A 26,832-nucleotide genomic window follows, 5' to 3' on the forward strand; every position below is an offset into this window, starting at 1 on the left:
GGAATGTACGCCGGCCAGTGTAATGCAAGAAACGGGCGCGGCGTAGTGTGTTCATCAACAGCTGGACATAGTGAACTGCCCCTCAGCGCAACCGCTCGGTCAGCCAGGTGCCGATGTCGCGAATCTCTTCGGGTAACACTTCGTGCCCCATTGGGTATTCCTGCCATGTCACGGTGACACCATGCTGCTTCAGATACTCCTTCGCGGTCCGTCCCATGGGGTTGAGCACCACTTCGTCGTATTGTCCATGCAGTGCCAGCACCGGAATGCGCTGCTGGCTGGCTGACAACTGTAACTGCTCACTGAACGTCGGTGCATAAGTAGACAGGGCGATCACACCTCCCAATGGTCCCTCCCATTTCAGGAATGCCGTGTGATAGACCACTGCGCCGCCTTGGGAGAAGCCCGCCAGGAAAATCCGCGAGGCGTCTATTCCGCTGGCTCGCTGGGTTTCGACCAGGTCGATGACCCGCTGGGCCGACACTTCCAACTGTTGTTCGTCAATAGCGCGCGCCGGGCTCAGCGCCCGGATGTCGTACCAGCTGGGCATGGCATAACCGCCATTGATCGTTACCGGCTGGGTCGGTGCCTGAGGTAGAACGAAACGTGTGGTGAGCAGACTTTGCTGCAGCATTTCGGCTACCGGCAGAAAGTCAAAACGATCGGCACCCAGGCCGTGGAGCCAGATAACACACGCATCGGCAGTGCCGCTGGGCTCGAGAATCAAGGGGTCGGTCATGGTTGTGCTCCAAATCTGTGCGGGTGCGCCCAATCAGTGCGTGATTGCGGTGCAAGTCCGGTGCCTCAGTTAATTAGATGTCGCAAAGTTGAAAGTTTTTGTCTTGACGACTTTTACAAGGGCCAAGCGCAGCGCTCTGGTACGGGCTTTGCTATGGGGTAGCTGAGTGATGATTCTTAGGCTACGCGGTAACACTATCAGTTCGACGCGACGCATGGGATATCAGAAATCCGGTGATGGATGTTCGCCAATAGCCGCTACGGGCTTCGCGAACGTGAAGGGCTACAGCCCGTTCGGCCGATTGGTGAGAAATGAGCATGGCCGTTTGATTGCGGGCATCTCATCAATAGACTCATAGCGAAGGTCCAGACGTCGGTTGACCCTAGAAAAAGCCAACAAGGGTCGGCAATGCCCCAAAAGGGTGCGACAGGACTCGAGCTCCGACACAACAAGAGCAAAACTGGAGGTTTGAATGAAGTTACTGAAATCCACCCTGGCTGTCGTGACCGCAGCAGCAGTGCTCGGTGTCAGCGGGTTCGCACAGGCGGGTGCGACCCTGGACGCCGTGAAGAAAAGAGGCGAAGTGCGCTGCGGCGTGAGTGATGGCCTGCCGGGTTTCTCGGTGCCTGATTCCAACGGCAAGATTGTCGGTATCGATGCTGACTTCTGCCGTGCCGTGGCCGCCGCGGTATTCGGCGATGCGACCAAGGTCAAGTTCAGCCAGTTGAACGCCAAGGAGCGCTTCACCGCGCTGCAGTCCGGCGAAATCGACGTGCTTTCGCGCAACTCCACCATGACCAGCTCCCGTGACGCGGGCATGGGCCTGAAATTCCCGGGCTTCATTACTTATTACGATGGCATCGGTTTCCTGGCCAACAGCAAGCTGGGCGTCAAAAGCGCCAAGGAACTGGACGGTGCGACCATCTGCATCCAGGCCGGTACCACCACCGAGCTGAACGTTTCCGACTACTTCCGCGCCAATGGCCTGAAGTACACCCCGATCACCTTCGACACTTCCGATGAAAGCGCCAAGTCGCTGGAATCCGGTCGTTGCGACGTGCTGACCTCCGACAAGTCCCAACTGTTCGCCCAGCGCAGCAAGCTGGCCTCGCCGAAGGACTACGTGGTGCTGCCGGAAACCATTTCCAAGGAGCCTCTGGGCCCGGTCGTGCGTAATGGCGACGACGAGTGGCTGGCCATCGTGCGCTGGACCGGCTACGCCCTGCTCAACGCTGAAGAAGCTGGCGTGACTTCGAAGAACGTCGAAGCTGAAGCCAAGTCCACCAAGAACCCTGACGTCGCTCGTATGCTGGGCGCCGACGGTGAATACGGCAAGGACCTGAAACTGCCGAAAGACTGGGTCGTTCAGATCGTCAAGCAAGTCGGCAACTACGGTGAAATGTTCGAGCGCAACCTCGGCAAGAGCACTCCGCTGGAAATCGATCGCGGCCTGAACGCGCTGTGGAACGCTGGCGGCATCCAATACGCACCACCAGTGCGCTGATGGTTCTATCACCCGGTGGGCCAACCACCGGGTGATGTTCTGTTCCATTTCTTGCGGGGCACTTCATGCAAAATTCAGTCGGCGCACCTAAGCAGAGGCTCAGCCTCAGCGATCCACGAGTGCGTGCGTGGGTATTTCAGATCGTCACGGTCGTGGCGGTTATTTCGCTGGGCTGGTATCTGTTCGATAACACACAGACCAACCTTCAGCACCGGGGCATTACCTCCGGTTTCGGCTTCCTGGAGCGCAGTGCCGGGTTCGGCATCGCTCAACACCTGATCGATTACACCGAGGCGGACAGTTATGCCCGCGTCTTTGTCATCGGGTTGCTCAATACACTGCTGGTGACGTTCATCGGCGTAATACTGGCAACCATCCTGGGGTTCATCATCGGCGTTGCCCGCTTGTCGCAGAACTGGATCATCTCCAAGCTGGCAACCGTTTATGTAGAGGTTTTCCGTAACATTCCGCCGCTGCTGCAAATCCTGTTCTGGTATTTCGCAGTCTTCCTGAGCATGCCGGGACCGCGTGCCGCTCACAATATCGGCGACACCTTCTTTGTCAGCAGCCGGGGCCTGAACATGCCGGCGGCGATGGTGACCGACGGGTTCTGGCCGTTCGTGATCAGCATCGTGCTGGCGATTGTCGCCATCGTGCTGATGAGCCGCTGGGCCACCAAGCGCTTCGAGGAAACCGGCGAACCGTTTCACAAATTCTGGGTCGGCCTGGCCTTGTTCCTGGTCATCCCGGCGCTGTGCGCGCTGATGTTCGGTGCCCCGGTGCACTGGGAAGTTCCGCAGCTCAAGGGCTTCAACTTTGTCGGCGGCTGGGTGTTGATTCCCGAACTGCTGGCCTTGACCCTGGCACTGACGGTGTACACCGCGGCGTTCATCGCCGAGATCGTGCGGTCGGGCATCAAGTCGGTCAGCCATGGCCAGACCGAAGCGGCGCGCTCCCTGGGGCTGCGCAATGGTCCGACGCTGCGCAAGGTGATCATTCCGCAGGCCCTGAGGGTGATCATCCCGCCGCTGACCAGCCAATACCTGAACCTGGCGAAAAACTCTTCCCTGGCAGCCGGTATCGGTTACCCGGAAATGGTGTCGTTGTTCGCCGGCACGGTGTTGAACCAGACCGGCCAGGCCATCGAGGTGATCGCGATCACCATGAGCGTGTACCTGGCGATCAGTATCAGCATTTCCTTGCTGATGAACTGGTACAACAAGCGCATTGCGCTGATCGAGCGGTGAGGAAACGCGCATGACATCCCATACTTTCAAACCTGACATGCCTCCACCGAGCAGTAGCATCGGTGTGGTGGCGTGGATGCGCGCGAACATGTTCTCCAGCTGGATCAACACGCTGTTGACGCTGTTCGCGTTCTACCTGATCTACTTGATCGTTCCGCCGTTGGTGCAATGGGCGATCCTGGATGCCAACTGGGTGGGCACCACCCGGGCCGATTGCACCAAGGAAGGCGCCTGCTGGGTGTTCATCCAGCAACGTTTCGGCCAGTTCATGTACGGCTACTACCCGGCGGACCTGCGCTGGCGCGTGGACCTCACCGTATGGCTGGCCGTGATCGGCGTGGCCCCGCTGTTCATCTCGCGCTTCCCGCGCAAGGCGATCTACGGCCTGAGCTTCCTGGTGTTGTACCCGATCACTGCCTGGTGCCTGCTGCACGGCGGCGTGTTTGGCCTGGACACCGTGGCGACCAGCCAATGGGGCGGCCTGATGCTGACCCTGGTAATTGCCACGGTCGGTATCGTCGGCGCCCTGCCGCTGGGTATCGTCCTGGCCTTGGGCCGTCGCTCGAATCTGCCGGCTATCCGCGTGGTCTGCGTGACGTTCATCGAGTTCTGGCGTGGCGTGCCGTTGATCACGGTGCTGTTCATGTCGTCGGTGATGCTGCCGTTGTTCCTGCCCGAGGGCATGAACTTTGACAAGCTGCTGCGGGCGCTGATCGGGGTGATCCTGTTCCAGTCCGCCTACATCGCCGAAGTGGTGCGTGGTGGTCTGCAAGCCATTCCCAAAGGGCAGTACGAAGCGGCCGCGGCGATGGGCCTGGGTTACTGGCGCAGTATGGGCCTGGTGATTCTGCCGCAAGCCCTGAAGCTGGTGATCCCGGGGATCGTCAACACCTTCATTGCGTTGTTCAAGGACACGAGTCTGGTGATCATCATCGGCCTGTTCGACCTGCTCAACAGCGTGAAACAAGCTGCCGCCGACCCCAAATGGCTGGGCATGGCCACTGAAGGCTATGTATTCGCCGCCCTGGTGTTCTGGATTTTCTGTTTTGGTATGTCGCGCTATTCCATGCATCTGGAACGCAAGCTCGACACAGGCCACAAGCGTTAGGAGTTGACTCATGAGTGAAGCAATCAAAAAGCCTGTGGGCCCTGAAGGCATTATTCAGATGCAGGGCGTAAACAAGTGGTACGGCCAGTTCCACGTGTTGAAAGACATCAACCTGAACGTCACCCAGGGCGAGCGTATCGTGCTGTGCGGTCCGTCGGGTTCGGGCAAGTCCACCACCATCCGCTGCCTCAACCGTCTGGAAGAGCACCAGCAGGGCCGCATCGTGGTCGATGGTGTGGAACTGACCAACGACCTCAAGCAGATCGAAGCGATCCGCCGCGAAGTCGGCATGGTGTTCCAGCACTTCAACCTGTTCCCGCATCTGACCATTCTGCAGAACTGCACCCTGGCGCCGATGTGGGTACGCAAGATGCCCAAGCGCAAGGCCGAGGAAATCGCCATGCATTACCTGGAACGCGTGCGCATTCCAGAGCAGGCACACAAGTACCCAGGGCAGCTTTCCGGTGGTCAGCAGCAGCGCGTGGCGATCGCTCGTGCCCTGTGCATGAAGCCGAAAATCATGCTGTTCGATGAGCCGACCTCGGCGCTTGACCCGGAGATGGTGAAAGAAGTACTCGACACCATGATCGGCCTGGCCGAAGACGGCATGACCATGCTGTGCGTGACCCACGAAATGGGCTTCGCCCGCACCGTGGCCAACCGCGTGATCTTTATGGACAAGGGCGAAATCGTCGAGCAGGCCGCGCCGAACGACTTTTTCGACAACCCGCAGAGTGATCGGACCAAGCTGTTCCTGAGCCAGATCCTGCATTGATCGGCAGGTCATGAAAAATAAACCCGGACTTGTCCGGGTTTATTTTTTGTACGTTTCGCTTCAAGGCGCCAACACGGTTTCCCGTTCCGGGTAACGTTCAAGCAACAATTGCCGCAAGTCGGCCCCTTCGTTCAACACCTGGATATCGGCCAGCAGATGGGGGTGACGATCCAGCAGGCGCATCAGCGTGAGCAACGGCTGGGGTGGGGACACTTCCCCTCGCTCGTAGCGGGAAAAGGCATTGTGTCCAGCGCCGGACAGCAGTTTGACGGCCTCTTTCTGCGTGAGGTGCAGTTTGCGGCGGATACGCTTGATCTCGGCGGCCACTGCTTGGACACAGTCTTCGAGCAATTGATCGCTGGCCTTGGCGTAGCGTTGTGCGCTGTCAGTGTCATGATCGAATTCGATCTCGCCGCAGGCCTGGCATTCCCACCCGGAGATGTCGTGCACCTGCCGCGCCACCTGCTTGTAGTCGACGGTAAAGCTACGGCCTTCGAAATGGTGCATCGCATCATGGGCGCCGCAGCTGACGCATTGTTGTTTTTTCATGGGTTTCTCTCCTTGAAGGAGACTACAGGGTGTCCACCGCCGGGGCGGTACGTCACCTTGATGTAAATCTCCAGGTCCTGAAATGTCGTGTGGTAAACGTCCTGCCAGATTCGGTGATCGGCATAGGTCGTCATCGATTTTTGAAGCATTCGAGGGGCCAGCCCTTCGATGATTCGTAGCATCCGAGTCAGGTTCAAACCCATTCTCCGAGCGCCTTCCCATGCGCTCATCGTGAAGGCCTTGTATCCCAGCCTGCTGACTTCTGCCTTGACCACCGCCAGGTCGTAATGGGGTGTGTTCTTTTCCATAAGAAATCGATGCCTTGTTTTATAAATTACCCATATGGGGTAGTTTTGCCAATCTAAAAATGACGCTCCTTTTACTGCCTTCCAAACCTAGGCCCTTGTTCGCTCAGAAGAACCTGACTAACATGTCAGAAATTTCATCCCTTAAACGGGTGAAAGAACGAGCCTCATGTCTGATATTTCTCCGCTTCCTCAGCGCTGGCCGGCCAGCCGCTGGAGCGGTTCAACGCCTGCAACGGTGCATCACCGCTGGTTTTCGCCATGCGGTTGCCTTCAAGCCCCAGAGTTTTCCATGTCCCGCGATTTGCTTGACCACACTGCCTCGACGGCGCCCAAGCGCGCTGCCGAACTCGAAGAACTGTTGATCGATGCCGAAGCCGATGACGAGCAGGTCCAGGCGCATCCGCAGGTGCAGCGGCCCTGGTTGCTGCTGCTCGGGTTGATTCTGGTGGCGCTGAACCTGCGTCCAGCGCTATCGAGCATGGCGCCGTTGCTCAGCGAGGTCTCGAAAAGCCTTGGCCTGTCGGCCGCCCAGGCCGGTTTGCTGACGACGCTGCCGGTGCTTTGCCTCGGCCTGTTCGCGCCGCTGGCCCTAGTGCTGGCGCGGCGCTTCGGTGCCGAACGTGTGGTGCTGGGGATTTTATTGACGCTTGCTGGCGGGATCGTCCTGCGCAGTTCGTTCGGCCAGGTGGGACTGTTCGCCGGCAGCATCCTGGCCGGCGCCAGTATTGGCGTGATCGGCGTACTGTTGCCAGGCATCGTCAAGCGCGACTTCGCCCGGCAGGCTGGCACCATGACCGGCGTCTACACCATGGCGTTGTGCCTGGGCGCCGCGATGGCTGCCGGGGCGACGGTGCCGTTGAGCGAGCAGTTGAACCATAGTTGGAACCTGGGCCTGGGTTTCTGGATGGTGCCGGCGTTGTTGGCGGTAGTGTGCTGGTTGCCCCAGGTGGGCCAGAAGCAGGGCGCCCATCAGGCGGCCTATCGGGTACGCGGCCTGTTGCGTGATCCGCTGGCTTGGCAGGTGACGTTGTACATGGGGCTGCAATCGTCCCTGGCCTATATCGTGTTCGGCTGGCTGCCGTCGATTCTCATCGGCCGTGGCCTGACCCCGACCCAGGCCGGACTGGTGCTGTCGGGCTCGGTCATCGTTCAGTTGGTAAGTTCACTGGCCGCACCCTGGCTGGCGACCCGTGGCCAGGACCAGCGGCTGGCCATTGTCACGGTCATGGTCATGGTGCTGGGTGGACTGTTTGGCTGCCTCTACGCGCCCCTCGAAGGTTTGTGGGGCTGGGCGGTCCTGCTTGGCCTGGGACAGGGCGCGACGTTCAGCCTGGCGCTAACGCTGATCGTGCTGCGCTCACGGGACGCCCATGTGGCTGCGAACCTCTCCAGCATGGCCCAGGGCTTTGGTTATACGTTGGCGTCCCTGGGACCGTTCGCCGTCGGCGTGGTGCACGACTGGACCGGTGGATGGCAAGCCCTGGGCTGGATTTTCGGTCTCATCGGCCTGGGCGCAATCATCGCTGGCATCGGTGCGGGCCGGGCGTTGTATGTCGGGGTCAGCAGTGAGAAAGTCACCGACCTTCGCTGATGTTATTTTCATGGCTAATGACAGTAGTGTTCCTCGTGGCGGCAGATTATTGTGCCGGGTCTACAGGAACATTTTCGGAGTCTGTCCATGAGTGACGCCCATAACGCCTTGATCACCCGGTTCTACCAGGCCTTCCAGCGCCTGGACGCCGAAGCCATGAGTGCCTGCTATACCGACGACGTGGTATTCAGCGATCCGGCGTTCGGCGAACTGCGCGGGCGCGATGCGGGCGATATGTGGCGCATGCTCACCACCCGCGCCAAGGACTTCTCGCTGACCTTCGATAACGTGCGCAGCGACGAGCGTTCCGGTGGCGCTCATTGGGTGGCGACCTATCTCTTCAGCCAGACCGGTAACATCGTGATCAATGATATCCAGGCTCGCTTCGTTTTTCGCGACGGCAAGATCTGCGAGCACCACGACAGCTTTGATTTGTGGCGCTGGTCCCGCCAGGCATTGGGCACCAAAGGCCTGTTGCTGGGCTGGACGCCGCTGGTGCGCAAAGCCGTCCGGGCACAGGCACTCAAGGGGCTACGGGCGTTCCAGGCCAGTCGCTGATAAGATCGCGGCTTGTTTCCTTCGTGCCTGTAGATGTATTCGTGACGACTGACGACTCATCCTCCGCGCAGCCTGTGCAAGCCATGGCCGAGCCGGGCAAGCCCTGGTTCGTCTATCTGGTACGGGCCGCCAATGGCTCGCTGTATTGCGGTATCAGCGATGATCCTGTGCGGCGTTTCGCCAAACATCAGAGTGGCAAAGGCGCACGTTTCTTTCTTTCCAGCCCGGCGGTGGCGCTGGTGTACACCGAAGCCTGTCGCGACAAGGGCGAAGCGTTGCGTCAGGAGCGCTTGATCAAGAAGCTCAAGAAAAGCGCCAAGGAATGTCTGGTGGCGAGTGCGCCGTTGCTTCATCAGCCGCGCTGATACATCTTCATCAGGCGGGTAGGCTTATCCATGGGGGGCGCGCTAAGCTGCAGGACCTCATTCTTGCAGCGGCCAATCCCATGTCAGAACTGATTCTCCACCATTACCCGACGTCCCCTTTCGCCGAAAAAGCCCGCTTGTTGCTGGGTTTCAAAGGCCTGTCCTGGCGTTCGGTCAATATCCCGCCAATGATGCCAAAACCCGATCTGACGGCGTTGACCGGCGGCTACCGCAAGACGCCGGTTTTGCAGATCGGCGCGGATATTTATTGCGACACGGCCCTGATCGCTCGACGACTGGAGCAGGAAAAGGCCACGCCGTCGCTGTTTCCCGAAGGTCGGGAAATGATCGCGGTATCTTTTGCGGCCTGGGCGGATTCGGTGGTGTTCCAGCATGCGGTAAGCCTGGTGTTCCAGCCTGAGTCCATGGCCGTGCGTTTCGCCAAGTTGTCGCCTGAGGCGATCAAGGCGTTCATCGCTGACCGCGCTGGACTATTCAGCGGTGGCTCGGCCTCGCGCCTGTCTGCCGAGCAGGCCAAGCATCAGTGGCCGGCGATCATGGCGCGGCTCGAGCAGCAGTTGCAGCGCGAAGAGGGCGATTTCCTGCTGGGCGATCCGTCGATTGCCGACTTCGCCATGGCTCATCCGCTGTGGTTCCTCAAAGGCACGCCGGTGACTTCGCCATTGGTGGATGCGTATCCGGCCGTCTCGGCCTGGCTGGCGCAGGTGTTGGCTTTCGGCCATGGTGCGTCGAGTGCGATGAGTTCCGAAGAGGCCCTTGAAGTGGCTCGGAGCGCCACACCGGCAGTGCTCCCGGATGAACTGTTCAATGACCCGAATGGTTTTTTGGCGGGGCAACAGGTGACCATTTCAGCGACTGATTACGGCGTTGATCCTGTAGCCGGGGAATTGTTGTTTGCCGGGAATGAAGAACTGATCCTGCGCCGTGAAGACGCGCGTAGCGGGAGGGTGCATGTGCACTTTCCAAGGATAGGGTTCAAAATTTTTGCGAAAACTTGAATATGAGTTAAATGACGGGAGGCCCTTGTTTCTAAGGGCGCCCCTGAGTATTTATTGTTCAAATATAGAACAATAGATCTTGGCCGTAATCTGACGAATCCGTGGGGTTCGAACAGATTCCGCCTATTATTAACACTGCGCCGGAATTTTGGTGGCTTGCCTGATTGAGATTTAATGTGGTGGCAAAATTTCCATCGGAATCGCATATGGCGGTTCCAAGAATGGCGGTTTTGTTGTTGGTTTCCCAAATGGTTACTGCGCTGTTTGGGTGACCTCTGCCAGTGACGTAAGGAGGGTTGTTTCCTGTGCTATTTGGCGCAGGGCTAGTAAAGACGGGGGCTTGAAGAGTCATTTCTTTCTCCGATTGCTCTGGGTTTAATATTAAGAGGGCTTTAATTCCTCTAACTATTAGGTTATGCAGTAGCTTGGATGCGGAGTACTGTCAGAGTTGACAGTTTTTTATAATGGATCGCGATTAAGCCATCTGGCGCTGTATTGTTCAAACATCCCGCTCATGCCTCGATGTTGTGTTCACACAATAGAGCAGGTTGCGTAGTGCCAGCGCCCAGCACTACTTCGGCAAAAAAATGCTCAGTTACGGCGCTTGAGCTGATCAGTCAAGGACGTCGGCAGCCCCTTGATGATCAACGTGCCGGCTTCTTCGTCATATTCGATTTTGGAGCCCAGCAGGTGAGCCTCGAAGCTGATGGACAAGCCTTCGGCACGGCCGGTGAAGCGGCGGAATTGGTTGAGGGTACGTTTATCCGCCGGGATCTCGGGCGACAGGCCGTAGTCCTTGTTGCGGATATGATCGTAAAACGCTTTCGGACGGTCTTCGTCGATCAGCCCGGAGAGTTCTTCCAGGCCCACCGGCTCGCCGAGCTTGGCCTGGCTGCTGGCGTAATCCACCAGGGCCTTGGTCTTTTCCCGGGCGTCGTCTTCAGGCAGGTCTTCGCTTTCGACGAAGTCGCTGAAGGCCTTGAGTAACGTGCGAGTCTCGCCGGGGCCGTCGACGCCTTCCTGGCAGCCGATGAAGTCGCGGAAATACTCGGAAACCTTTTTGCCGTTCTTGCCCTTGATGAAAGAAATGTACTGCCTGGATTGTTTGTTGTTCTGCCACTCTGACACGTTGATCCGCGCCGCCAGGTGCAACTGGCCCAGGTCCAGGTGACGGGACGGGGTGACGTCCAGCTCGTCGGTCACCGCCACGCCTTCGCTGTGGTGCAGCAGGGCGATCGCCAGGTAGTCGGTCATGCCCTGTTGGTAATGGGCGAACAACACGTGGCCGCCCACTGACAGGTTGGACTCTTCCATCAGCTTCTGCAGGTGTTCCACCGCCACGCGGCTGAACGCCGTGAAATCCTTGCCACCGTCCAGGTACTCCTTCAGCCAGCCGCTGAACGGATGTGCCCCGGACTCGGCATGGAAAAAGCCCCAGGCCTTGCCTTGCTTGGCGTTGTAGCTCTCGTTGAGGTCGGCAAGCATGTTCTCGATGGCCGTGGACTCTGCCAGCTCGGAGTCTCGGGCGTGGAGCACTGCGGGGGTGCCGTCGGGTTTTTTGTCGATCAGGTGGACGATGCAATGACGGATCGGCATGGGCTTCTCGGCTGTTGAAAAGAGGGGAGGGCGTGCTCCCCGAAAAAGCCGCAGTGTACCGCAACCGCTGGTTTTGGCGCGCCGCGAAGGGACTTTCGGACCCATCCGACACGCCATATGCATTTTTTTACCGATTTAGCGCAATAAAGCTGACCAAATGGGTAGCTAAGGGCGGATATTTCACAGGCGTTGTGCTAGTTTTGCCCGGTCTTACGCGAAGGCACAGCGTAAAGCGTGCATTCAGCATGTGTCAGGTCGAACCAAACCCGGATTTCGGCATCTATTACCCCGACCCGTCGTGGTGATGACCGAGGGCGCCTGATCCGAGGAATCGGGCTCGATGGCTGACATTGCACACTGCAATCCATATGAATTTGATAGGGAAGGAACACTACATGGCTCTTACTAAAGACCAACTGATCAATGATATCGCCGAAAGCTCCGGCGCATCGAAAGCCGTTGCGCGTAACGCCCTGGAGCAACTGAGCCAAATCGTTGCTGATCAGCTGGAAAATGGCAGTGAAATCACCTTGCCAGGCATCGGCAAGCTGAAAGTCACCGAGCGTCCTGCCCGTACCGGCCGCAACCCTTCGACTGGCGCTGCCATCGAAATCGCCGCCAAGAAAGTGGTCAAGTTCGTTCCAGCCAAAGCGCTGAACGACAGCATCAACAAGTAAGACTTCGTTTCAAGGAAGCCGTGCTGCGGAGCGATCCGGGCACGGTTTTTTGTTGCTTTGCAAAAACTGGTCGGCCTGACATCCCCCCTGTGGGAGCGGGCATTGTTTTACATCAGGGCCGTCATTGCTTGCTGATCCAACGCACCAGCCGCCAGGCTTGCTGCTGCGCCTCGGTGTGGAACGTCCAGGCCACGAAGCGGCTTTGCTTCTGCCCCTGGGACATCTCCACCACCTGGCTGTGTTGCGCGCCGGCTTTTTTCAGCGCTGCCTGGATCGCCGGCAGGTTCGACGCCTTCGACACCAGTGTGCTGAACCACAGCACCTGTCGGGCGACCTGTGCGCTCTCGGCGATCAATTGCGTCACGAAGCGGGCTTCTCCACCCTCGCACCATAGTTCGGCCGCCTGGCCGCCGAAGTTCAACACCGGCAGCTTGCGTTTCGGATCGGCCTTGCCCAAGGCGCGCCATTTGCGCTGGCTGCCCTTGGTAGCTTCCTCCAGGGACGCATGGAAGGGCGGATTGCACATCGTCAGGTCGAACCGCTCGGTTTCGTCCAGCAGCCCCAGCAGGATCTGCTTGCGATCAGTCTGCTGGCGCAGTTGGATAGCCTTGTTCAACCCGTTTGACTGGACAATCGCCTTGGCCGAGGCGATGGCCGTCGGATCGATGTCCGAACCCAGGAAGTGCCAGCGGTAATCGCTGTAGCCAATCAGCGGATACACACAATTGGCGCCGGTGCCGATGTCCAACACCTTCACTGCCGCACCCCGCGGAATTTCTCCTTCGTTGTGGCTGGCGAGCAGATCGGCAAGAAAATGCACATAGTCCGCACGGCCAGGCACGGGAGGGCACAGGTAGTTGGTTGGAATGTCCCAATGGGCGATGCCATAGAAGGACTTGAGCAGCGCTCGGTTGAACACACGCACCGCCTCGGGGCTGGCGAAATCGATGCTTTCCTTGCCATACGGGTTGATGATCACGAACTTGGCCAGTTCCGGCGTGCTCTTGATCAGTGCCGGGAAATCATAGCGACCCTGGTGGCGGTTGCGCGGGTGCAGGCTGGCCTTTTCACGCTGAGCTGCGGGGGCGGGAGCGGGCTTCTTGCGTGCAGGTTTGGGTGTGCGGGGGGCGGTCATGGGCGGGTCGATTCGGGCGGTTCAGGAAGTGGCGGGCATTGTCCCATATCCAGACGGCCCTTGAGGCTTGCGCTGTTCAAATGTGGTAGCGGGCTTGCTCGCGAAAGCGGTATGCCAGTTAGTCAATGAGCTGACTGATCCAGCGTTTTCGCGAGCAAGCCCGCTCCCACAGGGGATTTACGGTGATCGGGAAAAAGTGTCAGGCAGAAAAAAAGAGGCCACCAGGACCTCCTTTCGACGACGAATCGCCCTTACAGGCTAGAGATCCGCGCATGCTGCTCAGCCAGTTTGCCCAGGGCCTGTTCAGCCTCGGCCAGTTTGGCGCGTTCCTTCTCGATGACTTCAGCCGGCGCCTTATCGACGAAGCCGGCGTTGGACAGCTTGCCGCCCACACGCTGTACTTCACCCTTCAAGCGCAGGATTTCCTTGTCCAGACGGGCGAGTTCCGCCGTCTTGTCGATCAGGCCGGCCATCGGTACCAGCACTTCCATTTCCCCGACCAGAGCCGTGGCGGACAGAGGCGCTTCCTCGCCTGCTGACAGGACCGTCACCGACTCGAGCTTGGCGAGCTTCTTGAGCAGTGCTTCGTTTGCTTCCAGGCGACGCAGGTCTTCGGCGTTGGCGTTCTTGAGGAACAACGCCAGCGGCTTGCCCGGGCCGATGTTCATTTCGGCGCGGATGTTGCGCAGGCCCAGCATGAAGGTCTTGAGCCATTCGATGTCGTCTTCGGCAGCCGGATCGATGCGGGTTTCATTGGCCACAGGCCAAGGTTGCAGCATGATCGTCTTGCCTTGGACACCTGCCAGCGGTGCGACGCGCTGCCAGATTTCCTCGGTGATGAACGGCATGAACGGATGCGCCAGGCGCAGGGCCACTTCCAGGACTCTGACCAGGGTGCGGCGGGTGCCGCGCTGGCGCTCGAGCGGTGCATTTTCGTCCCACAGTACGGGCTTGGACAGTTCCAGGTACCAGTCGCAGTACTGGTTCCAGATGAACTCGTACAAGGCTTGTGCGGCCAGGTCGAAGCGGAACTGATCCAGCTGACGGGTCACTTCGGCTTCGGTACGTTGCAGCTGGGAGATAATCCAGCGATCCGCCAGGGTCAGTTCGTAGGCTTCGCCGTTCTGACCGCAGTCTTCACCTTTGTCCAGCACGTAGCGCGCCGCGTTCCAGATCTTGTTGCAGAAGTTGCGGTAGCCTTCGACGCGGCCCATGTCGAACTTGATGTCGCGACCGGTGGACGCCAGCGAGCAGAAGGTGAAACGCAGGGCGTCGGTGCCATAGCTGGCGATGCCGTCGGCGAACTCTTCGCGGGTGGCTTTCTCGATCTTCTTCGCCAGTTTTGGCTGCATCAGGCCGGAGGTGCGCTTCTGGACCAGGGTTTCCAGATCGATACCGTCGATGATGTCCAGCGGGTCCAGGACGTTACCCTTGGACTTGGACATCTTCTGGCCCTGGCCGTCGCGCACCAGACCGTGCACGTAGACAGTCTTGAACGGTACCTGCGGCGTGCCGTCTTCGTTCTTCACCAGGTGCATGGTCAGCATGATCATCCGGGCGACCCAGAAGAAAATGATGTCGAAGCCGGTGACCAGCACGTCGGTGGAGTGGAATTTCTTCAGGAGCTCGGTCTGCTGCGGCCAGCCCAGGGTCGAGAAGGTCCACAGGCCGGAGCTGAACCAGGTGTCGAGTACGTCGTTGTCCTGTTGCAGTGCAATGTCAGGGCCCAGGTTGTGCTTGGCGCGCACCTCGGCTTCATCGCGGCCGACATAGACCTTGCCCGATTCGTCGTACCAGGCCGGAATGCGGTGGCCCCACCACAGCTGGCGGCTGATGCACCAGTCCTGGATGTCGCGCATCCACGAGAAGTACATGTTTTCGTATTGCTTGGGCACGAACTGGATGCGGCCATCTTCCACCGCAGCAATTGCCGGCTCGGCCAGGGGCTTGGTGGATACATACCATTGGTCGGTCAGCCACGGCTCGATGACGGTGCCGGAACGGTCGCCTTTCGGGACTTTCAGGCCGTGGTCGTCAACGCTGACCAGCAGGCCGGCGGCGTCGAATGCGGCGACGATCTGCTTGCGTGCTTCGAAACGGTCCAGGCCGGAATATTCGGCCGGGATCTTGCCGTCGATGCTTTCGTTCAGGGTGCCGTCGAGATTGAACACCTGGGCGGCCGGCAAGACGTTGGCGTTCTTGTCGAAGATGTTCAGCAGCGGCAGGTTGTGGCGCTTGCCGACTTCGTAGTCGTTGAAATCGTGGGCCGGTGTGATCTTCACGCAGCCGGTGCCGAATTCAGGGTCGCAGTAGTCATCGGCGATGATCGGGATGCGGCGACCCACCAGCGGCAGCTCGACGAACTGGCCGATCAGGGCTTTGTAGCGCTCGTCGTTCGGGTTTACCGCCACGGCCGCGTCGCCGAGCATGGTTTCCGGACGCGTGGTGGCAACGATCAGGTAATCCTTGCCTTCGGCGGTCTTGGCGCCGTCGGCCAGCGGGTACTTCAGGTTCCAGAGGAAACCTTTTTCGTCGTGGTTTTCCACTTCGAGGTCGGAAATCGCGGTGTGCAGCTTGGTATCCCAGTTGACCAGGCGCTTGCCGCGATAAATCAAACCATCTTCGTGCAGGCGCACGAAAGCTTCCTTCACTGCTTCCGAGAGGCCGTCGTCCATGGTGAAGCGCTCGCGGCTCCAGTCCACGGACGAGCCCAGGCGACGGATCTGACGGCTGATATTGCCGCCGGACTCGTCTTTCCATTCCCAGACTTTTTCGAGGAATTTTTCGCGGCCCAGGTCATGGCGATTCTGGCCCTGGGCTTCGAGGCGGCGCTCCACCAGCATCTGCGTGGCGATACCGGCGTGGTCGGTGCCCGGCTGCCACAGGGTGTCGCGACCCTGCATGCGGCGGAAACGGATCAGGGCGTCCATGATCGCGTTGTTGAAGCCGTGGCCCATGTGCAGGCTGCCGGTGACGTTCGGCGGCGGAATCATGATGGTGTAGGAATCGCCCGCGCCTTGCGGAGCGAAATAATTCTCGGACTCCCAGGTGTTGTACCAGGAAGTTTCAATGGCGTGCGGCTGGTAGGTCTTATCCATGCGCGGCGGGACCCTATTGGCATTTATTCAGGAAAAGCCGGGAAGTATAGCGGGCGGGGGAGATGCAAGCCACAGGCGCAGAGAGTGTGAACACTGCCCCCCTTGTGGGAGCCGAGCTTGCTCGCGATGACGGCGGCACATCCAGGATTGATGCAGGCTGGCCTGCCGCCATCGCGAGCAAGCTCGGCTCCCACAAGGGGTTACTCGTACTGGCTCAGCAGTCGCTCCATCCGCGCATCCAGCCGACGCTTGATTTCGGTTTCGATATGCGGGGCGAAGTCATCGATGACATCTTGCATGATCAACTGTGCGGCGGCGCGTAATTCGCGATCCAGGTGCAGCAGGGCGTCGGGGCCCTTGGGCTCGGCCCTGGGGACGGGTTTGGGTTCGGGCTGACCGTTGATTGGCTCGAACAGCAGGGGAATCTGTTCCTCGTGCACTGGAGGCTGTTCCACCGTCTCGGTCAGCAGTGGCGGCTGCAGATTATCGTCACCGAGCAGTTGGCGGATCGACTCTAGGTCATCCAACAGGTGCGGAGGCTTTTGCGGTGTCTTTGGAGTATCCATCGTAGGCTCAGAGTCGCTGTAAACGGTGGTCTTGCAGAGAATAGCCCTGTTCGCGGTAGAAACGGAAACTCTCCCGCGCGGCTTGCCGGATGGCCGGGTCTTCCACCACCACCTCCGCCACGCGGGCGAAGCGCTGAACGAAGGCCGGTACTTTCAGGTCAAGGTTGACCAGCAGGTCCTGGTGCTGGCCGCAGTCATCCCCCAGTCCAAGCACGATCAGGCCTTGCGGCTCGCTTTCGGCCAGGCTGTGGGGCACGAAGCTCTCGCCCTTGAAGGACCATAGACGTGCGTCCAGCGCCTCGCGCTGGGCGGCATCGCTGCAATGCAGGTAGATGCGATGGCCCATGCGCCAGGCCTTTTCGGTGAGCTTGCAGGCAAAATCCAGCCGAGCCGCCGGGTCGGCGCTGGGCAGGATATAGAAATCGACTTTGGTCATTGCGGTTCCTGAGCCGCCGGGGACGCCGCCCGAAGGCGACGCCGGCGGTCATTGGTGTCAGGCCTTGGCGCGGTCCAGCAAGTACTGAGTCAGCAGGGGGACCGGACGACCGGTGGCGCCCTTGTCCTTGCCGCCACTGGTCCATGCCGTGCCGGCGATGTCCAGGTGCGCCCAGTTAAGGTTCTTGGTGAAGCGCGACAGGAAGCAGGCCGCCGTGATGGTCCCGGCTTTCGGGCCACCGATGTTGGCGATGTCGGCGAATGGGCTGTCCAGCTGTTCCTGGTACTCGTCGAACAGCGGCAATTGCCAGGCGCGGTCATCGGCTTGCTGGCCGGCGCTGAGCAGTTGGCCGATCAGTTCGTCGTTGTTACCCAACAGGCCAGAGGTGTGGGCACCCAGGGCCACCACGCAGGCACCGGTCAAGGTCGCGATGTCGATCACCGCTTGCGGCTTGAAACGCTCGGAGTAGGTGAGGGCGTCGCACAGCACCAGGCGACCTTCGGCGTCGGTGTTGAGGATCTCGACGGTCTGGCCGCTCATGGTGGTCACGATGTCGCCCGGGCGGGAAGCCGTGCCGCTGGGCATGTTCTCGGCGCAGGCCAGGATGCCCACCACGTTGATCGGCAATTGCAGCTCGAGCACGGCACGCAGGGTACCCAGCACGCTGGCGGCGCCCCCCATGTCGTATTTCATTTCATCCATGCCGGCGCCGGGCTTGAGGCTGATGCCACCGGTGTCGAAAGTGATGCCCTTGCCGACCAGCACATACGGCTTCTCGGATTTCTTGCCACCGTTGTATTGCATGACGATCAGGCGTGGCGGCTGGGCGCTTCCCTGGCCCACGGCGTAGAACGAGCCCATGCCGAGGTCCTTGATTTTCTTCTCGTCGAAGACTTCGACTTTCAGGCTCTTGAACGCTTTGCCCAGGGCCTTGGCCTGCTCACCCATGAACGTCGGATGGCAGATGTTCGGTGGTAGGTTGCCCAGGTCGCGGGTGAATGCCATGCCATTGGCGATTGCGGTGGCGTGGGTCACCGCGCGCTGGACTTCGGCCTGTGCGGCCTTGATGGTCAGCAGAGTGATTTTCTTCAGGGCGCGAGGTTCGGCTTTCTGACTCTTGAAACGGTCGAACTGGTATTCGCCGTCCAGCAGGGTTTCGGCCAGCAGCCGGGTCTTGCCATAGCTGTCGCGGCCCTTGACCACCAGCTCATCCAGCGCCAGGGCGGCGTCGCCACCGCCCAGACTCTTGAGGGTACCCAGCACGCCGGCAATGATTTTGCGCAATGGCCGGTCGCCCAGCTCCGCCTCCTTGCCTACGCCCACCAGCAGTACACGCTCGGCTTTGAGGTTAGGCAGATTGTGCAGCAACAGGCTCTGGCCGACCTTGCCCGCGAGGTCGCCGCGCTTGAGCACGGCACTGATGGCGCCGCCACACAGGGCATCGAGCTGGGTGGCAACGGCACCGAGCTTGCGCTCCTCGCCGACGGCGACTACCAGCGTGGCGGTTTTCAACGTTTCTGGGCTGACGCTTTTTACAACCAGTTCCATGTCCGGATCCCTGAGTGAATGGTCAAGATGCCCGGCGCCGAGACAGTGGCGCGCAGAGCGAGCTTTTCTTTATTAGGCTCTGTACGAAAAGCCTTGATACTCGTTCATGCTGCGTTGAAAACAGCCTCGCAATGCTCATGTACTCCAGTACACTGCGCTTGCTCGGCTGTTTTCGCCTTGCCTGACCTTCGTCTCAAGACTTTTCATACAGAGCCTAGGAAGACGCCGGACTCGCCGGCGACAAAGGCCGCAGTTTGAACCCCCACGCCCGAGGCTGACAACCCTCGTCGCCCCTGACTTTACGGCTTTGAGCGCCGGTTTAAAGCGTGTGCAGTGACAGGCGCCTCCAATCACAGGATAATGCGGCTCTTTTTTCGGCGGCTTGCCGATAGGTTTGCTTGTTTGGCCCCTAGCCTGACAACCCTGGAGTGTCTGGTTTGATCGTCTTCCGTTATCTGTCCCGTGAAGTCCTGCTGACCCTGAGCGCGGTCAGCGCCGTGCTGCTGGTCATTATCATGAGCGGGCGCTTCATCAAGTATCTCGCCCAGGCCGCTTCCGGCGCCCTGGACCCAGGTTCCCTGTTCCTGATCATGGGATTCCGTCTGCCGGGCTTTTTGCAGTTGATCCTGCCGCTGGGGCTTTTCCTGGGGATCCTGTTGGCCTACGGTCGCCTGTACCTGGACAGCGAAATGACCGTGCTGTCGGCTACGGGCATGAGCCAGCAACGCCTGTTTCGCATCACCTTGTTTCCGGCAGCGCTGGTGGCGCTGCTGGTGGCCTGGTTGAGCCTGAGTCTGGCGCCCCAGGGGGCCAACCAGTTCCAGTTGCTGATCAATCAACAGGACGCCTTGACCGAGTTCGATACCCTGGTGCCAGGACGTTTCCAGGCCCTGCGCGACGGTACCCGTGTTACCTACACCGAACAGCTTTCCGATGACCGGGTCAACCTGGCCGGCGTCTTCATTACACAAAAGAACCTGTCTTCGGACACCAAGAAAGATCGCGGCATTTCCGTACTGGTGGCCGAGAAAGGGCGCCAGGAAATCAGGCCCGACGGCAACCGTTACCTGATCCTGGAAAACGGCTACCGCTACGACGGCAAGCCGGGGCAGGCCGATTACCGGGCCATCCAGTACGACACCTATGGTGTGCTGCTGCCCAAACCCGAGGTCAGCGAGGAAGTCACCGACCGTGACGCCATGCCGACCGCCAGCCTTCTGGGGAGCAATGACATCCGCGCCCGCACCGAGCTGCAATGGCGCCTGTCGCTGCCATTGCTGGTGTTTATCGTGACCCTCATGGCGGTTCCGCTGGCTCGGGTCAACCCGCGCCAGGGCCGTTTCCTCAAGCTGTTGCCGGCGATTCTTCTTTATATGGCTTACCTGACCATTTTGATTTCCGCCCGCAGCGCCCTGGAAAAAGGCAAGATCCCGCCGGCGCTGGGCCTGTGGTGGGTGCATTCGATTTTCCTGGTGATCGGCCTGGGGCTGCTCTACTGGGAGCCACTGCGCCTGAAGCTGGCCAGTCGCCGCAGCGCGCTGGAGGTGGCCCGTGGTTAAGCTCGACCGTTATATCGGCAGCAGCGTGTTCATGGCGATCCTCGCCGTGCTGGGGATTATCCTGGGCCTGGCGACCTTGTTTGCCTTCATCGATGAAATGAGCGATGTCAGCGATACCTATACCCTGGCTGACGTGGCCAGTTATGTGCTGCTGACCGCCCCGCGGCGTCTGTACGACATGCTGCCGATGGCGGCATTGATCGGCTGTCTGATCGGTCTGGGCAGCCTGGCCAGCAACAGTGAGCTGACCATCATGCGCGCCGCCGGCGTGTCCATCGGTCGGATCGTCTGGGCGGTCATGAAGCCGATGCTGATTCTGATGCTGGTAGGGGTGCTGATTGGCGAGTACATCGCTCCGGCTACCGAGAACACTGCCCAGGCCAACCGTTCCCTGGCCCAGGGTGGCGGCGATGCCCAGAGTGCCAAGCACGGTCTTTGGCACCGCCAGGGCGACGAGTTCATCCACATCAACTCGGTCCAGCCCAACGGCATCCTGTACGGTGTCACCCGTTATCGCTTCGACGATCAGCGACACATGCTGTCGTCGAGCTTCGCCAAGCGGGCCACTTTCGTCGAAGATCACTGGCAACTGAGCGGTGTCACCACCACCTTGTTCCATGACAAGCGTACCGAGGTGGTCGCGGCTCCCCAGGAACGCTGGGATGTGGCGCTCAGTCCACAGTTGCTCAGCACCGTGGTGATGGCACCGGAGTCCCTGTCGATTACCGGTTTGTGGGGGTACATCCACTACCTGGCCGACCAGGGATTGAACAACGGCCGCTACTGGCTGGCGTTTTGGGTCAAGGTGTTGCAACCGTTGGTCACCGCTGCCCTGGTGCTGATGGCGATTTCGTTCATCTTCGGCCCGCTGCGTTCGGTGACCCTCGGACAGCGGGTGTTCACCGGTGTGCTGGTGGGGTTCACCTTCCGTATTGCCCAGGACCTGCTGGGGCCATCGAGCCTGGTGTTCGGTTTTCCGCCTCTGTTGGCGGTGCTGGTGCCAGCCGGTGTCTGTGCGTTGGCGGGGCTGTGGTTGCTGCGCCGGGCGGGTTGATCCCAATTTCCGTGGCGAGCAGGCTTGTGGCGAGGGAATAAATCCCCTCGCCACAACGGCGGCTGTATCAGGTACAATTCCCGGCTATTTTTCGGCGGGCCCTGCCTGCAGCCTTTTTGAGTGTTGATCCGTGAGTGATTTGAGTCATATCCGCAATTTCTCCATCATCGCCCACATTGACCATGGCAAGTCGACGCTGGCTGATCGTTTCATCCAGATGTGCGGCGGCCTGACCGAGCGCGAAATGGAAGCCCAGGTCCTGGACTCCATGGACCTCGAGCGTGAGCGCGGGATTACCATCAAGGCCCACAGCGTCACCCTCTATTACAAGGCCAAAGATGGCAACACCTATCAACTGAACTTCATTGATACCCCTGGCCACGTCGACTTCACCTATGAAGTCAGCCGGTCGCTGGCGGCCTGTGAAGGTGCGCTGCTGGTGGTCGATGCCGGCCAGGGCGTCGAGGCCCAATCGGTTGCCAACTGCTACACCGCCATCGAACAGGGCCTGGAAGTCATGCCGGTCCTGAACAAGATCGACCTGCCCCAGGCCGAGCCTGAGCGCGTCAAGGAAGAGATCGAGAAAATCATCGGGATCGACGCTACCGACGCAGTCACTTGCAGCGCCAAGACCGGTCTGGGCGTGGACGAAGTGCTCGAGCGCCTGGTGAGCACCATTCCCGCGCCGACCGGCAACATCGAAGATCCGCTGCAAGCGTTGATCATCGATTCCTGGTTCGACAACTACCTGGGCGTTGTTTCCCTGGTTCGCGTGCGCCATGGCCGCGTGAAGAAGGGCGACAAGATCCTGGTCAAGTCCACCGGCAAGGTCCACCTGGTGGACAGCGTCGGTGTCTTCAACCCGAAACACACCGCCACCGCCGACCTCAAGGCCGGTGAAGTGGGCTTCATCATCGCCGGCATCAAGGACATTCACGGGGCGCCGGTGGGCGATACCCTGACCTTGAGTTCCACGCCCGATGTCGACGTGCTGCCCGGTTTCAAGCGGATCCAGCCCCAGGTCTATGCCGGCCTGTTCCCGGTCAGTTCCGACGACTTCGAGGACTTCCGCGAAGCCCTGCAGAAACTGACTCTCAACGACTCTTCGCTGCAGTACACCCCGGAAAGCTCCGACGCCCTGGGCTTCGGCTTCCGTTGCGGGTTCCTGGGCATGCTGCACATGGAAATTATCCAGGAGCGCCTGGAGCGCGAGTACGACCTGGACCTGATCACTACGGCTCCGACCGTAATCTTCGAGTTGTTGCTCAAGACCGGCGAAACCATTTACGTCGATAACCCGTCCAAGCTACCGGACCTGTCGTCGATCGAAGACATGCGCGAACCGATCGTGCGGGCCAACATCCTTGTGCCTCAAGAGCACCTGGGCAACGTCATTACACTGTGCATCGAGAAGCGTGGCGTTCAGCACGACATGCTGTTCCTCGGTACGCAGGTCCAGGTGACTTATGACCTGCCGATGAACGAAGTGGTACTCGATTTCTTCGATCGCCTGAAATCCACCAGTCGCGGTTACGCTTCGCTGGACTATCATTTCGATCGTTACCAATCGGCTAATCTGGTGAAGCTGGATGTGCTGATCAACGGCGACAAGGTCGATGCCCTGGCATTGATCGTGCACCGTGACAACGCGCACTACAAAGGTCGTGCATTGACCGAGAAGATGAAGGATCTGATTCCGCGGCAGATGTTCGACGTGGCAATCCAGGCCGCCATTGGTGGGCAGATTGTGGCGCGTACAACCGTCAAGGCGCTCAGAAAGAACGTATTGGCCAAATGCTACGGTGGCGACGTCAGCCGTAAGCGCAAGCTGTTGGAAAAGCAGAAGGCCGGTAAAAAACGCATGAAGCAGGTCGGTAACGTGGAAATTCCACAAGAAGCCTTCCTTGCGGTGCTCAGGTTGGATAGTTAGGTCCTATGTCGCTAAATTTCCCGCTGTTACTGGTTATTGCCGTGTTCGTCTGCGGCTTGTTGGCGTTGCTCGATCTGTTGTTCCTGGCGCCTCGGCGCCGGGCTGCCATCGCCTCCTATCAGGGCAGCGTCAGCCAGCCTGATGGCGTGGTGCTCGAAAAGCTCAACAAAGAGCCGCTGCTGGTCGAATACGGCAAGTCGTTTTTCCCGGTGCTGTTCATCGTGCTGGTGCTGCGCTCGTTCCTGGTGGAACCCTTCCAGATCCCATCGGGCTCGATGAAACCGACCCTGGACGTGGGGGATTTCATCCTGGTGAACAAGTTCTCGTACGGCATCCGCCTGCCGGTGATCGACAAGAAGATCATCGAGGTCGGTGACCCGAAACGCGGCGACGTGATGGTGTTCCGCTTCCCGAGTGACCCGAACGTCAACTACATCAAGCGCGTGGTTGGTCTGCCGGGTGACAAGGTCCGCTACACCGCCGACAAGCGTCTGTTCGTTAACGGCGAGCTGGTGGCCGAGCAACTGCTTGGCTCCGAGCCGGGCACCCTGGGCAGCGCCGAGCTATATCAGGAAAAGCTTGGCGAGGCCGAACACCTGATCCGCAAGGAAATGAGCCGCTACCGTGCCACCCCGGACCATTCGTGGACCGTGCCGGCCGGGCACTATTTCATGATGGGCGACAACCGCGACAACTCGAACGACAGTCGCTACTGGGATGACCCTAACATTCCCAAGGACATGCTGGGCATGGTCCCCGATCGGAATATCGTCGGCAAGGCCTTTGCGGTCTGGATGAGCTGGCCGGAACCCAAACTCAGCCACCTGCCGAATTTCTCGCGGGTCGGGCTGATCAAGTAAACACAACGGCGCTGTTGAACACAGCGCCGAATGCATTTCTGGAGCCTGCATAAGGCGCCAACGATCGTCAGGACGTTATTTTTGAACACAGCGTTAATTGTCCCAAGCCAGTGGTGCCTTGCCGCCATGGCGGTGGAATCCAGCCACGAACTCAGCGTGGGTAAACCGTGAGCGTTTCTCTAAGCCGCCTCGAGCGTCAGCTCGGCTACACCTTCAAGGACCAGGAACTGATGCTCCTGGCGCTCACTCATCGCAGTTTTGCCGGGCGCAACAACGAGCGCCTGGAATTCCTCGGCGATGCCATTCTCAACTTTGTCGCCGGCGAAGCGCTGTTCGAACGTTTCCCGCTGGCTCGCGAAGGCCAGTTGTCGCGTTTGCGCGCACGTTTGGTAAAAGGTGAGACCCTGGCCGTGCTGGCCCGTGGTTTCGACCTGGGTGATTACCTGCGCCTGGGCTCCGGTGAGTTGAAGAGCGGCGGTTTCCGTCGCGAGTCGATCCTGGCTGACGCCCTTGAAGCCCTGATCGGTGCCATCTACCTGGATTCGGGTATTGAAACGGCCCGCGAGCGTGTGTTGGCCTGGTTGACCTCCGAGATCGACAGCCTGACGCTGGTGGACACCAACAAGGATCCGAAGACCCGTTTGCAGGAATTCCTGCAATCGCGCAGTTGCGAATTGCCCCGTTACGAAGTCGTGGATATCCAGGGTGAACCGCATTGCCGAACCTTCTTCGTCGAGTGCGAGGTTGTCCTGTTGAATGAAAAAAGTCGGGGCCAGGGCGTGAGCCGCCGTATTGCCGAGCAGGTAGCGGCCGCCGCAGCACTGATCGCCCTGGGCGTGGAGAATGGCAATGACTGATACAACTGTTACCCGTTGCGGCTATGTCGCCATTGTCGGTCGGCCAAACGTGGGCAAATCCACATTGCTGAACCACATCCTGGGCCAGAAACTGGCGATCACCTCGCGCAAGCCCCAGACCACCCGCCACAACATGCTGGGTATCAAGACCGAAGGCGACGTGCAGGCGATCTATGTCGACACCCCCGGCATGCACAAGGGTGGCGAAAAGGCCCTGAACCGCTACATGAACAAGACCGCTTCGGCGGCGCTGAAAGACGTCGATGTAGTGATCTTCGTGGTCGACCGCACCAAATGGACCGAAGAAGACCAGATGGTCCTCGAACGCGTCCAGTACGTGACCGGTCCCCTGATCGTGGCGCTGAACAAGACCGACCGCATCGAGGACAAGGCTGAGTTGATGCCGCACCTGACCTGGTTGCAGGAGCAACTGCCGAATGCCCAGATCATTCCGATTTCGGCCCAGCATGGTCATAACCTCGATGCGCTGGAGCGGGTCATCGCCGACCAACTGCCGGAAAACGATCACTTCTTTCCTGAAGACCAGATTACCGACCGCAGCAGCCGTTTCCTCGCTGCCGAGCTGGTGCGCGAGAAAATCATGCGCCAGATGGGCGCCGAGCTGCCGTACCAGATCACCGTGGAAATCGAAGAGTTCAAGCAACAAGGCAAGACCCTGCACATCCATGCGCTGATCCTCGTCGAACGTGACGGCCAGAAGAAAATCATCATTGGCGACAAAGGCGAGCGCATCAAGCGCATCGGCACCGAAGCGCGCAAGGACATGGAGCTGCTGTTCGATGCCAAGGTCATGCTCAACCTGTGGGTCAAGGTGAAGGGCGGCTGGTCCGATGACGAGCGGGCGTTGCGTTCGTTGGGTTACGGCGACCTGTAATTCATCCAGCGGTACAACACGGACCTTGTGGGAGCGGGCTTGCTCGCGAAGGCGGCTTGTCAGTCGATTCATCGATAACTGACACACCGCTTTCGCGAGCAAGCCCGCTCCACATTGGTTTGGGTCGTTTATAAAATTGTGCTCCGTCAGCGAGACTTCATTTCCATGTCCCCCACCCAACCCACCGCCCAATCCGCCTACGTCCTGCACTCACGCGCCTACCGCGAGACCAGTGCCCTGGTGGATTTCCTCACCCCCCAGGGCCGGTTGCGAGCGGTGTTGCGCGGGGCACGGGGCAAGGCGGGAACGCTGGCCCGACCGTTCGTGCCGCTGGAAGTGGAATTCCGTGGCCGGGGCGAACTGAAGAACGTCGGGCGCATGGAGAGCAATGGCGTCGCGGCCTGGCTCAACGGCGAAGCGCTGTTCAGTGGCCTGTACCTCAATGAACTGTTGATCCGCCTTCTGCCCCCCGAAGATCCCCATCCCACGGTCTTCGACCACTACACCGCGACGCTGCTTGCCCTGGCCGAAGGCCGTCCGCTGGAACCCTTGCTGCGCTCGTTCGAATGGCGCTTGTTGGATGACCTGGGCTATGGCTTTGCCCTGGACACCGATCTGCATGGTGAGCCCATCGTTGCGGACGGCCTGTATCGCTTGCAGGTGGACGCCGGCCTGGAGCAGGTCCATTTGTTGCAACCCGGTCTGTTCAACGGCACGGAGCTGTTGGCCATGGCCGAAGCCGACTGGAGCGCGCCGGGCGCATTGCCAGCGGCCAAGCGCCTGATGCGCCAGGCCCTGGCGGTTCACCTGGGGGGCAAGCCCCTGGTCAGTCGCGAGCTGTTTCGCAAGCCCTGATCA

The 26,832-nt window shown here is 59.8% G+C and carries 26 protein-coding genes; 16 read left to right on the forward strand and 10 right to left on the reverse strand.

The genetic code is table 11. The annotated features are described in order from the left end of the window. Positions 1-82 precede the first annotated feature (82 nt). Positions 83-739: an alpha/beta hydrolase gene (locus AD666_RS01135; protein ID WP_053146701.1), complete on the reverse strand. Its 657-nt coding sequence runs from the start codon at positions 737-739 to the stop codon at positions 83-85. A 472-nt stretch (positions 740-1,211) separates the two neighbouring features. On the opposite strand from AD666_RS01135, the gene AD666_RS01140 reads away from it, so the two are divergent. From AD666_RS01140 to AD666_RS01155, 4 genes are all read left to right on the forward strand, one after another. After that, positions 1,212-2,243 (forward strand): amino acid ABC transporter substrate-binding protein, encoded by a 1,032-nt coding sequence (locus AD666_RS01140; protein WP_053146703.1) that lies wholly within the window; start codon positions 1,212-1,214, stop codon positions 2,241-2,243. 65 nt (positions 2,244-2,308) lie between these two features. Further along, entirely contained in the window at positions 2,309-3,490 is a 1,182-nt protein-coding gene (locus AD666_RS01145; RefSeq protein ID WP_053146704.1) for an amino acid ABC transporter permease, read from the forward strand. Between the two features lie 10 nt (positions 3,491-3,500). Beyond that, a complete protein-coding gene (locus AD666_RS01150) occupies positions 3,501-4,598 on the forward strand; it encodes an amino acid ABC transporter permease (protein ID WP_053146706.1) in 1,098 nt (365 codons plus the stop codon). A 10-nt stretch (positions 4,599-4,608) separates the two neighbouring features. Beyond that, positions 4,609-5,373, forward strand: coding sequence for an amino acid ABC transporter ATP-binding protein (locus tag AD666_RS01155; RefSeq protein ID WP_053146708.1), 765 nt, complete (start codon positions 4,609-4,611; stop codon positions 5,371-5,373). Between the two features lie 60 nt (positions 5,374-5,433). Here the strand turns inward: AD666_RS01155 and AD666_RS01160 are convergent, their stop codons facing one another. Then, positions 5,434-5,922: a type II toxin-antitoxin system MqsA family antitoxin gene (locus tag AD666_RS01160; RefSeq protein WP_053146709.1), complete on the reverse strand. Its 489-nt coding sequence runs from the start codon at positions 5,920-5,922 to the stop codon at positions 5,434-5,436. Beyond that, positions 5,919-6,230: a type II toxin-antitoxin system MqsR family toxin gene (locus tag AD666_RS01165; protein ID WP_053146715.1), complete on the reverse strand. Its 312-nt coding sequence runs from the start codon at positions 6,228-6,230 to the stop codon at positions 5,919-5,921. The genes AD666_RS01160 and AD666_RS01165 overlap by 4 nt, the downstream gene beginning before the upstream one ends. A gap of 289 nt (positions 6,231-6,519) precedes the next feature. On the opposite strand from AD666_RS01165, the gene AD666_RS01170 reads away from it, so the two are divergent. From AD666_RS01170 to AD666_RS01185, 4 genes are all read left to right on the forward strand, one after another. After that, the gene (locus tag AD666_RS01170) at positions 6,520-7,821 is read left to right on the forward strand and encodes a CynX/NimT family MFS transporter (protein ID WP_053146717.1); all 1,302 of its coding nucleotides are present in this window, start codon (positions 6,520-6,522) and stop codon (positions 7,819-7,821) included. Between the two features lie 87 nt (positions 7,822-7,908). Further along, on the forward strand, positions 7,909-8,379 hold the full coding sequence (locus tag AD666_RS01175; RefSeq protein ID WP_053146719.1) for a nuclear transport factor 2 family protein: 471 nt from the start codon (positions 7,909-7,911) through the stop codon (positions 8,377-8,379). An 83-nt stretch (positions 8,380-8,462) separates the two neighbouring features. Then, positions 8,463-8,744, forward strand: a complete 282-nt coding sequence (locus AD666_RS01180) for a GIY-YIG nuclease family protein (protein ID WP_082339623.1) — start codon at positions 8,463-8,465, stop codon at positions 8,742-8,744. A gap of 80 nt (positions 8,745-8,824) precedes the next feature. After that, complete coding sequence (locus AD666_RS01185; RefSeq protein ID WP_053146723.1) at positions 8,825-9,763, forward strand: glutathione S-transferase family protein; 939 nt, start codon at positions 8,825-8,827, stop codon at positions 9,761-9,763. A 58-nt stretch (positions 9,764-9,821) separates the two neighbouring features. Here the strand turns inward: AD666_RS01185 and AD666_RS26935 are convergent, their stop codons facing one another. Together AD666_RS26935 and yejK are read right to left on the reverse strand one after the other, a co-directional pair. Further along, positions 9,822-10,115: an Ig-like domain-containing protein gene (locus AD666_RS26935; protein ID WP_172679576.1), complete on the reverse strand. Its 294-nt coding sequence runs from the start codon at positions 10,113-10,115 to the stop codon at positions 9,822-9,824. A gap of 239 nt (positions 10,116-10,354) precedes the next feature. Continuing rightward, a complete protein-coding gene (gene yejK / locus AD666_RS01190; RefSeq protein ID WP_053146725.1) occupies positions 10,355-11,359 on the reverse strand; it encodes a nucleoid-associated protein YejK in 1,005 nt (334 codons plus the stop codon). Between the two features lie 395 nt (positions 11,360-11,754). Here yejK and AD666_RS01195 point away from each other — a divergent pair, with 395 nt between their 5' ends. Next, entirely contained in the window at positions 11,755-12,036 is a 282-nt protein-coding gene (locus tag AD666_RS01195; protein WP_053146727.1) for an HU family DNA-binding protein, read from the forward strand. 121 nt (positions 12,037-12,157) lie between these two features. Here AD666_RS01195 and rlmF read toward each other — a convergent pair whose 3' ends face one another. The 5 genes from rlmF to AD666_RS01220 all read right to left on the reverse strand — a co-directional run bounded on the left by rlmF (position 12,158) and on the right by AD666_RS01220 (position 18,819). Beyond that, on the reverse strand, positions 12,158-13,171 hold the full coding sequence (rlmF, locus tag AD666_RS01200; RefSeq protein WP_053146729.1) for a 23S rRNA (adenine(1618)-N(6))-methyltransferase RlmF: 1,014 nt from the start codon (positions 13,169-13,171) through the stop codon (positions 12,158-12,160). Between the two features lie 251 nt (positions 13,172-13,422). Next, the gene (locus AD666_RS01205) at positions 13,423-16,269 is read right to left on the reverse strand and encodes a valine--tRNA ligase (RefSeq protein ID WP_053146731.1); all 2,847 of its coding nucleotides are present in this window, start codon (positions 16,267-16,269) and stop codon (positions 13,423-13,425) included. Positions 16,270-16,469: 200 nt separating this feature from the next. Further along, on the reverse strand, positions 16,470-16,835 hold the full coding sequence (locus tag AD666_RS01210; RefSeq protein ID WP_053146733.1) for a hypothetical protein: 366 nt from the start codon (positions 16,833-16,835) through the stop codon (positions 16,470-16,472). A gap of 7 nt (positions 16,836-16,842) precedes the next feature. Continuing rightward, positions 16,843-17,271 (reverse strand): DNA polymerase III subunit chi, encoded by a 429-nt coding sequence (locus AD666_RS01215; RefSeq protein WP_053146735.1) that lies wholly within the window; start codon positions 17,269-17,271, stop codon positions 16,843-16,845. Between the two features lie 57 nt (positions 17,272-17,328). Further along, on the reverse strand, positions 17,329-18,819 hold the full coding sequence (locus AD666_RS01220) for a leucyl aminopeptidase (RefSeq protein WP_053146737.1): 1,491 nt from the start codon (positions 18,817-18,819) through the stop codon (positions 17,329-17,331). 437 nt (positions 18,820-19,256) lie between these two features. Here AD666_RS01220 and lptF point away from each other — a divergent pair, with 437 nt between their 5' ends. From lptF to recO, 7 genes are all read left to right on the forward strand, one after another. Then, positions 19,257-20,378, forward strand: coding sequence for an LPS export ABC transporter permease LptF (gene lptF / locus AD666_RS01225; RefSeq protein WP_053146739.1), 1,122 nt, complete (start codon positions 19,257-19,259; stop codon positions 20,376-20,378). After that, the gene (gene lptG / locus AD666_RS01230) at positions 20,371-21,432 is read left to right on the forward strand and encodes an LPS export ABC transporter permease LptG (RefSeq protein ID WP_053146741.1); all 1,062 of its coding nucleotides are present in this window, start codon (positions 20,371-20,373) and stop codon (positions 21,430-21,432) included. Before lptF ends, lptG begins: the two co-directional genes overlap by 8 nt. 130 nt (positions 21,433-21,562) lie before the next feature. Beyond that, positions 21,563-23,362 carry a translation elongation factor 4 gene (gene lepA / locus AD666_RS01235; RefSeq protein ID WP_053146744.1) on the forward strand — a complete coding sequence of 600 codons (1,800 nt, stop codon included), beginning with the start codon at positions 21,563-21,565 and terminating at the stop codon, positions 23,360-23,362. Positions 23,363-23,367: 5 nt separating this feature from the next. Next, the gene (gene lepB / locus AD666_RS01240) at positions 23,368-24,222 is read left to right on the forward strand and encodes a signal peptidase I (protein ID WP_053146747.1); all 855 of its coding nucleotides are present in this window, start codon (positions 23,368-23,370) and stop codon (positions 24,220-24,222) included. A gap of 167 nt (positions 24,223-24,389) precedes the next feature. Further along, entirely contained in the window at positions 24,390-25,079 is a 690-nt protein-coding gene (gene rnc / locus AD666_RS01245; protein WP_053146749.1) for a ribonuclease III, read from the forward strand. Further along, the gene (gene era, locus AD666_RS01250; RefSeq protein WP_053146750.1) at positions 25,072-25,974 is read left to right on the forward strand and encodes a GTPase Era; all 903 of its coding nucleotides are present in this window, start codon (positions 25,072-25,074) and stop codon (positions 25,972-25,974) included. Before rnc ends, era begins: the two co-directional genes overlap by 8 nt. Positions 25,975-26,139: 165 nt before the next feature. Next, positions 26,140-26,829: a DNA repair protein RecO gene (recO, locus tag AD666_RS01255; RefSeq protein ID WP_053146752.1), complete on the forward strand. Its 690-nt coding sequence runs from the start codon at positions 26,140-26,142 to the stop codon at positions 26,827-26,829. Positions 26,830-26,832 lie beyond the last annotated feature (3 nt).

The organism is Pseudomonas sp. Pf153 (assembly GCF_001269775.1).
In the GTDB taxonomy this organism is placed as follows: domain Bacteria; phylum Pseudomonadota; class Gammaproteobacteria; order Pseudomonadales; family Pseudomonadaceae; genus Aquipseudomonas; species Aquipseudomonas uvaldensis.